General features: G+C 61.6%; 7 protein-coding genes and 1 pseudogene. 2 read left to right on the forward strand and 6 right to left on the reverse strand.

What is annotated here, in order from left to right; all coding sequences use genetic code 11:
- Positions 1–180: 180 nt before the first annotated feature.
- The 4 genes from BMW49_RS20835 to BMW49_RS20850 all read right to left on the reverse strand — a co-directional run bounded on the left by BMW49_RS20835 (position 181) and on the right by BMW49_RS20850 (position 6679).
- Entirely contained in the window at positions 181–741 is a 561-nt protein-coding gene (locus BMW49_RS20835) for a sugar O-acetyltransferase (RefSeq protein WP_069520345.1), read from the reverse strand.
- Positions 742–962: 221 nt separating this feature from the next.
- The gene (adeC, locus tag BMW49_RS20840; protein ID WP_069520347.1) at positions 963–2390 is read right to left on the reverse strand and encodes an AdeC/AdeK/OprM family multidrug efflux complex outer membrane factor; all 1428 of its coding nucleotides are present in this window, start codon (positions 2388–2390) and stop codon (positions 963–965) included.
- The gene (locus BMW49_RS20845) at positions 2387–5521 is read right to left on the reverse strand and encodes an efflux RND transporter permease subunit (RefSeq protein ID WP_069520349.1); all 3135 of its coding nucleotides are present in this window, start codon (positions 5519–5521) and stop codon (positions 2387–2389) included. The genes adeC and BMW49_RS20845 overlap by 4 nt, the downstream gene beginning before the upstream one ends.
- Positions 5522–5524: 3 nt before the next feature.
- Complete coding sequence (locus BMW49_RS20850) at positions 5525–6679, reverse strand: efflux RND transporter periplasmic adaptor subunit (protein ID WP_069520351.1); 1155 nt, start codon at positions 6677–6679, stop codon at positions 5525–5527.
- Between the two features lie 216 nt (positions 6680–6895).
- Here BMW49_RS20850 and BMW49_RS20855 point away from each other — a divergent pair, with 216 nt between their 5' ends.
- Both BMW49_RS20855 and BMW49_RS20860 read left to right on the forward strand, forming a co-directional pair.
- A complete protein-coding gene (locus BMW49_RS20855; protein ID WP_069520353.1) occupies positions 6896–7528 on the forward strand; it encodes a TetR family transcriptional regulator in 633 nt (210 codons plus the stop codon).
- A gap of 62 nt (positions 7529–7590) precedes the next feature.
- The gene (locus tag BMW49_RS20860) at positions 7591–8268 is read left to right on the forward strand and encodes a class I SAM-dependent methyltransferase (protein ID WP_069520356.1); all 678 of its coding nucleotides are present in this window, start codon (positions 7591–7593) and stop codon (positions 8266–8268) included.
- 163 nt (positions 8269–8431) lie between these two features.
- Here the strand turns inward: BMW49_RS20860 and BMW49_RS20865 are convergent, their stop codons facing one another.
- Positions 8432–8890, reverse strand: coding sequence for a DUF2846 domain-containing protein (locus BMW49_RS20865; RefSeq protein ID WP_069520358.1), 459 nt, complete (start codon positions 8888–8890; stop codon positions 8432–8434).
- Between the two features lie 228 nt (positions 8891–9118).
- Positions 9119–9480: pseudogene (locus tag BMW49_RS20870) on the reverse strand (hypothetical protein); the annotation flags it as partial.

The raw sequence follows: 9480 nt of genomic DNA on the forward strand, positions 1-9480 counted from the left end.
AGGCTTCCTTGATCGAGAACGACACCCGTGACCGAGTATCAGGATGGCGCCGATTGTGGCTGAAACTTATATAGCCGAAAAAGATTTTTTAATTATCTGCTTATATCGATTTCAACTTTATCGCGGATCAGCGTCATCCATTGATCACGCTCGCCGAGGCGGCAGGCTCAATGCCACGCGTTATCCCGGACCGGAGACAAGCCGTGCCGGGTTGCCTACCACCGTACAGCCCGCCGGGACATCGCGAGTCACCACACTGCCGGCGCCGACCACGGCATCATCGCCGATGGTCACACCGGGCAGCACCAACGCCCCGGCGCCGATCCACACATTGCGCCCGACGCTAATCGGCAGGCCGCGCTCCAGGCCATCGGCGCGCTGACGCGCATCGCGCGGGTGATCGGCCGTGAGCAGTTGTGCGCCGGGACCGATCTGCGTCAGGTCACCGATGGACACCGGCGCCACGTCGAGAATCACCACATTGAAGTTGATGAACACCCCTGCGCCCAGGCGAATGTTGTGGCCATAGTCGCAGTGGAAAGGCGCACGTACAAAGCTACCGGCCCCCACCTTGGCCAAGCCCTCGCGCAACAGCGCCAGGCGCTCCTCATCCGCGACCAAGGGGCAGGCATTGTAACGCTGCAGCCAGCGCTGATTGGCGGCCTGCGCGGCCTGCAGCTGGGCATCGCGGGGGTCATAGAGTTGGCCTGTGCGCTGCTGTTGCCGTGCGAGTGAGTCCATGAGCGTCTCCCTGGGGCTTTCAGGTGAGAGCTTAGCAACGGCCGCACAGTTCCCGCACAACGCCTCCATCACGGGCCTGGCCAGGTCACAACAACGCACAACCAAGGCTGCCGATCAGACGAGGTTTATCAACATCCGCGGTGCTGAGACATGGAGAACGACCAGAGTGATACTCAGCCTGCAAGCCATGGGCCGACGCAGTGGCGCAAGCCCATGGCGGCTCAGCGGCTGGGCGCTGGGGTTTCGGCGGACCAGCCGCCACCCAGGGCCTTGTACAGGTTCACTTCACTGGTCAGCTGGGACAAGCGGTCAGTGATCAGCGACTGCTGGGCACTGAACAGCGAGCGCTGGGCGTCGAGGAAGGTCAGGTTGCTGTCGATACCAATACGGTAGCGGCGCTCGGCCAGGCGGTAGTAATCCTGGTTGGCCTGCACCAAATCACGCTGAGCCTGGAGCTGCTCGTTGTAGGTCTGACGCGCGGCCAAGCCATCGGACACTTCCTGGAAGGCGGTCTGGATGCTGCGCTCGTATTGCGCGACCGAGATGTCCTTCTGGATTTCCGCATACTCCAGGCTGGCACGCAGGCGCCCGGCATTGAAGATCGGCAAGCTGATCTGCGGCTGAAACAACCAGGTCCCCGAACCTGCATCGAACAGGCCGGACAGGTCCGGGCTGAGCGTGCCGGCATTGGCGGTCAGGCTGATGCTCGGGAAGAACGCTGCACGGGCTGCGCCGATATTCGCGTTAGCTGCCTTGAGCAGGTGCTCAGCCTCAAGAATATCCGGTCGACGCTGCAGCAGGTCGGACGGCAGGCCGACCGGCAGCTCGGCAAACGGCTCGGCGTTCAGCCCCAAGCCCTGGGGCAGATCCGCCGGGACGCCGGAGCCGAGCAGCAGGGTCAGGTTGTTGAGGTCCTGTGCGACCAAGCGCTGGTAGCGCGCCAGGTTGACCCGCGCGCCCTCCACCGAGGTGCGCGCCTGGCTCAGATCGAGTGCCGAAGCAACGCCCACGTCATTGCTGCGCGCGGTCAGCGCATAGCTGTCCTCGAATGCCTGAAGGGTGTCGCGGGTCAGTTGCAACAGCGCCTGATCGGCCTGCCAGGTCAGGTAGGCATTGGCCACACTGGCCACCAGGCTGATCTGCGTCGAGCGCCGCGCCTGTTCGCTGGAGAAATAAACCTGCAAGGCCTGCTCGCTGAGACTGCGCAGGCGGCCGAACAGGTCCAGCTCATAGGCATTGATGCCCAGGGTGGCGGAGTACTGACTGTTGATCCCGGCCTGACCGGTCTGCGATGCATTGGCCGGAACCCGCTGGCGGCTGCCGGCGCCATCGGCCGAAACCGACGGCAGCAGGTCGGAGCGCTGAATACGGTACTGCGCGCGATAGGCCTCGATGTTCAGCGCCGCGACGCGCAGGTCACGGTTGTTCTGCAGTGCGGTCTCGACCAGCCGCTGCAGCGCCGGGTCGCGGAAAAAGGTCCGCCAGCCCTGCTCCGTTGCCGCCATGTCAGCCGCCTGGGCCGGCGTGTAGGCCGGCCCCTCAGGCCACTGCGCCGCAATGGGTGCCGCCGGCTGGCGATAGTCGGGAATCATCGAGCAGCCGCTGAGGATAAACGCCGTAACGGCGATGGACAGTAATGACTTGCTCATTGGCCCGCCTCCTCGGTGGACGCCTTAGACTTCTTGTCGCCGAACAGCGACGACACCAGAACGAAGAACAACGGTACGCCGAAGATCGCCAGCACCGTGGCCGTGGTCATGCCGCCCAGTACACCGGTACCGATGGCGTGCTGGCTACCCGAGCCCGCGCCGCTGGCGATCACCAGTGGCACAACGCCGAGACCGAATGCCAGGGAAGTCATGATGATCGGTCGCAAGCGCATACGACACGCCTCCACGGCCGCTTCGGCAATGCCCATGCCCTGCTCGTGCAGGCTCTTGGCAAACTCCACGATCAGGATCGCGTTACGCGAGGCCAAGCCAATGGTGGTTAACAAACCCACCTGGAAGTACACGTCGTTGGACAACCCGCGCATGCTGGTAGCCAGCAGCGCACCGAAGATCCCCAGGGGCACCACCAGCATCACTGCAATCGGTACCGACCAGCTTTCGTACAACGCCGCCAGGCAGAGGAACACCATCAGCAACGAGATGGCATACAGCGCCGGCGCCTGGGAGCCAGACAAACGCTCCTCATACGACAGGCCTGTCCAGGAGTAACCGATGCCTTCCGGCAGCTTCTGCACCAGGGCTTCGACTTCAGCCATGGCATCACCGGTGCTGTAGCCAGGCGCGGCCTCACCGAGAATCTCCATCGCCGCCACACCGTTGTAGCGCGTCAGCTTCGGCGCACCGTAGCTCCACTCACCACTGGCGAACGCCGAGAACGGCACCATATCGCCACTGTCGCTGCGCACGAACCACTTATCCAGGTCCTCAGGGTTCATCCGCGCACTGGCTTCGCCTTGCACGTACACGCGCTTGACCCGACCGCGGTCGATAAAGTCGTTGACGTAGCTGCCACCCAGAGCAATCGACAGCGTCTGATTGATGGTCGACAGGCTCACGCCCAGGGCACTGGCACGCTCGTCATCAATGGTCAGCTGGTATTGCGGCTCGTCATTCAGGCCATTGGGGCGCACGCCCGCCAAGACCTTGCTCTGCGCCGCCATACCGAGAAACTGATTGCGCGCGGCCATCAGTTCTTCATGGCCAACACCAGCACGGTCCTGCAGGAAGAAGTTGAAACCAGTAGCGTTACCCAACTCCATCACGGCCGGCGGGGCGAAGGCGAAAACCATCGCATCGCGGAAGCCAAAGAAGTGCTGCTGGGCACGTTGCGCCAGGTTGAACACACTGTTCTCTGCCGAACGCTCACCCCAGGGCTTGAGCATGATGAAAGCCAGGCCCGAGCTCTGCCCACGACCGGCAAAGTTGAAGCCGTTGACGGTGAACACAGAGGCTACGGTGTCGCCTTCTTCTTCGAGCAGGTAGCGGCGCATATCGTCGACCACCACCTGGGTACGCTCGGCGGTCGAGCCGGCCGGGGTCTGCACCTGGGCGAACAGCACACCCTGGTCTTCGTCGGGCAGGAAGGTCGTCGGGATACGGGTAAACAGCACGACCATGCCGACCACGATCACCAGGTACGCCAGCAGGTAGGGCACCTTGTGCTTGAGCATGCTGGTCACGCCACGCTCGTAGCTCTGCACACCGCGGTCGAAATTGCGGTTGAACCAGCCGAAGAAACCGCCCTTGGCGACGTGATGCTCGCCTTTCTTGACCGGCTTGAGCAGGGTTGCACAGAGCGCCGGGGTGAAGATCAGCGCCACCAGCACCGACAGCGCCATGGCCGAAACGATGGTGATGGAGAACTGCTGATAGATGATGCCGGTGGAGCCACCAAAGAATGCCATCGGCAACAGTACCGCCGAGAGCACCATGCCGATACCGACCAGCGCGCCCTGGATCTGCCCCATGGACTTGGTCGTTGCCTCCTTGGGCGACAAACCTTCCTCGCTCATCACCCGCTCGACGTTCTCCACCACCACGATGGCGTCGTCCACCAACAAGCCGATAGCCAGAACCACACCAAACATGGTCAGGGTGTTGATGCTGAAACCGAAGGCGGCAAGGATGCCGAACGTGCCCAGCAGCACCACCGGCACCGTCATGGTGGTAATCAGGGTCGCGCGGATGTTCTGCAGGAACAGGTACATCACCAGGAATACCAGCACCACGGCTTCGATCAGGGTACTGACTACCCCGCTAATCGAGGCACTGATCACCGGCGTGGTGTCATACGGGTAAACCACTTCCATGCCCGGCGGGAAGAACGGCTCCAGCTCGGAAATGGTGGCGCGTATCGCTTTGGCGGTATCCAGCGCGTTGGCGCCGGTGGCCAGACGAATCGCCATGCCCGAAGCCGGGCGGCCGTTGAACTGGGCGCTGATGCCATAGCTTTCGCCGCCCAGCTCGACCCGTGCGACGTCCTTGAGGCGCACCTGAGAACCATCGGCATTGACCCGCAGCAGAATCTGTTCGAACTGTTCAGGCGTCTGCAGGCGTGTCTTGCCAATGATGGTGGCGTTGAGCTGCTGACCCTCGACTGCTGGCAGGCCACCCAACTGACCGGAAGACACCTGGACGTTCTGCGCCGAAATCGCGCTGCTGACATCCACTGGGGTCATCTGGAAGTTATTGAGCTTGGCCGGATCGAGCCAGATACGCATGGCGTACTGCGCGCCGAACACCTGGAAGTCACCCACACCGGCGGTGCGCGAGATTGGGTCCTGCATGTTCGAGACGATGTAGTTGGACAAGTCGTCGCGGGTCACCGACTCATTGGTCGAGACCATGCCGATGACCATCAGGAAGTTGCGCACCGACTTGGTGACCCGGATACCCTGCTGTTGCACTTCCTGCGGCAATAGCGGCGTAGCCAGGTTGAGCTTGTTCTGCACCTGCACCTGGGCGGTATCGGAGTTGGTGCCCTGGTTGAAGGTGGCGGTGATGGTCATGCTGCCATCGGAGTTGCTCTCCGAGGTTACATAACGCAGGTTGTCGATACCGTTGAGCTGCTGCTCGATCACCTGAACCACCGTGTCCTGCACGGTCTGCGCGGACGCACCCGGGTAGTTGACGGAAATGGCAATGGCGGGCGGCGCGATACTCGGGTACTGGTTGATCGGCAACTTGAGCAGAGACAAGCCGCCGACCAGCATGATCACCAGGGCGATTACCCAGGCGAAAATGGGACGGTCGATAAAAAACTTCGACATGGATTATTCCTCTTCGCTGTCGGCACTGCCGGCAGCGGGGGCGTCGGTAGGCTTGTCTGTGGCGACATTGCTCGCCTCGCTCACAGTGACCTCGTCACCCGGCTTGACGTACTGCAAGCCTTCGGTGATCAGGCGGTCGCCGCTCTTCAGACCATCGTTGATCAGCCACTGGTTGCCGACGGTGCGCTCGGTTTGCAGGACCCGTTGCTCAACCTTGTCTTCGGCATTGACCACCAGGGCCGTCGGGCGGCCGCGCTGGTCGCGGGTAACACCTTGCTGGGGCGCGAGAATAGCTTCGGCATTGACCCCAGCCTGCAACTGGGCATGTACGAACATGCCCGGCAGCAAGACCTTGTCGGGGTTGGGGAAGACCGCACGCAGCGTCACCGAACCAGTGGTCTGGTCAACTGACACTTCGGAAAACTCCAGCTTACCGGTGTGGCGGTACTCACTGCCGTCTTCGAGCGTCAGCGTCACCTCAGCAGCATTTTCACCCGCTTTCTGCAGGCGACCGCTGGCCAGATCGCGACGCAACTTGAGCATTTCGGCCGAAGACTGGGTGACATCGACATAGATCGGGTCAAGCTGCTGGATCACCGCCATGGCGTTGCTCTGGCCATTGCTCACCAGGGCACCCTCGGTGACCAGGGAGCGACCAATGCGCCCAGCGATGGGCGCCAGCACCTTGGTATAACGCAGGTCGATCTGCGCGCTCTGCACAGCGGCTTCGGCCTGTAGGCGCTGAGCCTGGGCTTCATCGAACTCCTGACGACTGACCGCCTGCTCATCGACCAACTGCTTGTAGCGCTCGGCCAGCGAACGCGTCGACTGCAGCGTGGCCTGCGCGCTCTTCAGGGTGGCCTCGTAGACCGCGGGGTCGATCTGGTACAGCTGCTGGCCCGCTTTGACCTCTGCACCCTCCTCAAACAGCCGCTTGAGAATGATGCCATTGACCTGCGGACGCACCTCGGCAATCCGGTAGGCGCTGGTGCGGCCCGGCAGCTCGGTAGTCAAGGCAAAGGGCTGGGCCTGCAGCGTGACCACCCCGACCTGGGGTTTCTGTGCAGGAGGTGGTGCCTGCTCCTGTTCACAACCGCTGAGCAGCGATGCCAACAGAACGACGGTAACCAGGGCGGGAAAAGCTGGCTTGAATGGCATGGGATCCTCGGACAGGAGCGCGACAGCGCTTCACCGGAGTGAGTGGGCACGAATGCAATGAATAGCGGGCTAAGCAAATGTACTTACATTCATGATTGTTTGTAAACACCTTATCGCGATAAGGTTGCAATAAGACGTAACAGCGGGCTGGGCACCCAGAAGGCCTTCCCGTCATCCCTGCCGGCCAGTTAAACGGCCCCTGTGAGAGCACCTGCCATGGCCCGAAAGACCAAAGACGACGCCCTGCAAACCCGCCACCAGATTCTCGAGGCGGCCGAACAGGCTTTCTATACGCGCGGTATGGCCCGTACAACGCTAGCTGATATTGCAGCATTGGCAGGCGTCAGCCGCGGCGCCATCTACTGGCATTTCGACAACAAGGCCGCCTTGGTCCAGGCCCTGCTCGACAGCCTCCACGAACCCTTCGACGCACTCGCCAAAGCCAGCGAGGACGCCAACGAGACAGATCCGCTGGGCTGCATGCGCACGCTGCTCATTCAAGTACTGCAACAAGTGGCGCTGGACCCAAAGACCCGCCGGATCAATGAGATTCTTTTTCACAAGTGTGAGTTCATCGACGAGATGTGTGATTTGCGCCAGCAACGCCAAGCGAACAGCCTGGACTGCCACGTACGCATCGAGCTGGCACTGCGCAACGCCGTCAACCGCGGGCAACTGCCAGCAGCGCTGAACACCACCCGCGCCTCGCGCTGCCTGCACGCCTACATAGACGGCAACCTGGCCCAGTGGCTACTCACCCCCGACGCCTACGCCCTGCACGAAGATGCCGAATACCTGGTCGACACCGCCCTCGACATGCTTCGCCATAGCCCTAGCCTGCAGGTATGAGCCGGCAGACCGCCATGACGGGCACGTTCGCGCGATGGCGCCTTAGCCACTAAGATGGCGCCATGACCAAACCTGACACGCCCCTCACTGCTATCAGCGAGTTGACCCTGCGTCACTATCAGACGTGCGCGGAAGCCTTTCGCGAGGGCACTCGCGACCACGATGTCAGCCAGAACATCGCCGCCCTGCTGCGCCATCTCCACGCGCCAGCGCCGGCCTGCATCCTTGACCTGGGCTGCGGCCCAGGCCGGGACTTGCGCACATTCAGCCAACTGGGCCACCGCGCCATCGGCCTGGATGGCTGCTCGCAGTTCGTCGAAATGGCGCGCCAGGACAGCGGCTGCGACGTCTGGCAGCAGAACCTGCTTAGCCTTGATCTACCGGCCGAACACTTCGACGGGATCTTTGCCAACGCCGTGCTGTTTCATGTGCCCAGCCGGGCCCTGCCCGAGGTGCTGAAGCAACTCTGGCAGAGCCTGAAAGCCGGCGGCGTGCTGTTCTGCTCGAACCCCAGAGGGGACAACCAGGAAGGCTGGCAGGGCGAGCGCTATGCGGTCTACCACGACCTGCCCCGTTGGCGTCAATACCTGCAGGCCGCTGGCTTCAGCGAGCTGGAGCACTACTACCGCCCCGCCGGCTTGCCGCGCGACCAGCAGCCCTGGTTGGCGAGCGTCTGGCGCAAGGCGCCACGGGTAACAATCCCTGATCCCAACACGGCTGACCCCGGCACACCCATCTGATCGCGGAAAAATCAGAAAAGCGGTCGTCCAAGGAAAGCTTAAGTACGCGCCATTCAAACCCATCCCTTTTTCGGATGCTGCTCAACCTGGTGCTGACCCTCCTGTTCTAAAGTAAAAAGCCCCGGCATCTGTGGATGCCAGGGCTTTGTTTATCTGCCGTATCTTACTTGGCGCAGTTACCTTTGCGCGCTAGCTCCAACTTCGCTACGTCTTCTTTGCCTTCTTTTTCGTCGACCAGCTCCAGGTTGGCACCACCGACGAATACACCCATCTTGATGTACTGCTTCACGAAGTAGTTCTTGCCGCTTTCGGTCTTGACCAGCAAATCGTTGGGCGAGAACTCGGACTCGGTGGATATCTTGTGCTCCATGTCGCCCTTGACCTGTTCATAGAAGAATATCTTGGGAGCGGACTCACCGATGCACTTGCCATCGACCCAGATGTCTTTCTTCAGCGCCGTACCGGCCCCCATGGTGCGGTAGATGTAGAGACCCGCATTACCGGGCGAGGGTGCAACGAAACGCTTGGCCTCGGCAGAGGCATCCTTGTCTTCCATGGGAACTGAGGCGCAGCCGACAAGCAGCGACGAGGCAAAAGCGGCCATGGCCAGTTTTTTCAGCATGATGACTCCAAATATCGAGAAATAGTGGACGCGGCATAGCGGCAGGCTGGGCAGAATTTTCCAGCCACATCAAGCTATTGGGTCACGGATAAGGAGTCGCACGAAGGAGGGGCCATTGCCTGGACGCGTCGCTGCGTATGCTCGAATTCCGTTTCTTTAATGGCTTATTGCCATGCCGCCGTGGACGATATCGCCTTGTTCAGTAACGAGCAAGAGCGCTTCGCTATTTCAATCAATAGTGCAGAGCCAGGGGGCTTCGAGACAGGGGGCAGGCCCTATAACCTCCTTCACGCGGCGCCAGTCCACGTCGCCGCGTTGCTCCATCTCCTTGAGCCAGGCCAGGTTAGGATCGGCCTTGGCCATGGCTCCAATGGTTTGGCTGACGGTTTGCCGGTTGACCTGTTTGAGGTCGATGTTCAGCCCTTCCACGGCCTGAATGACGATCTCGCCCTGGGCGCTCAGTTGGCTTTGCTGCAGGGTTTCGTCGGTCTTGCCTTTGCCTTTGGCTGGCTGCCAGGCGAAGCTGCTTTTGCTCTTCTCGCGGCTTTCTTGTTTGAGGTCTTTGACGCCCTCGAAGGTGATTTCGCCGC

It is taken from the genome of Pseudomonas cuatrocienegasensis (genome assembly GCF_900110925.1).
Classification (GTDB): domain Bacteria; phylum Pseudomonadota; class Gammaproteobacteria; order Pseudomonadales; family Pseudomonadaceae; genus Aquipseudomonas; species Aquipseudomonas cuatrocienegasensis.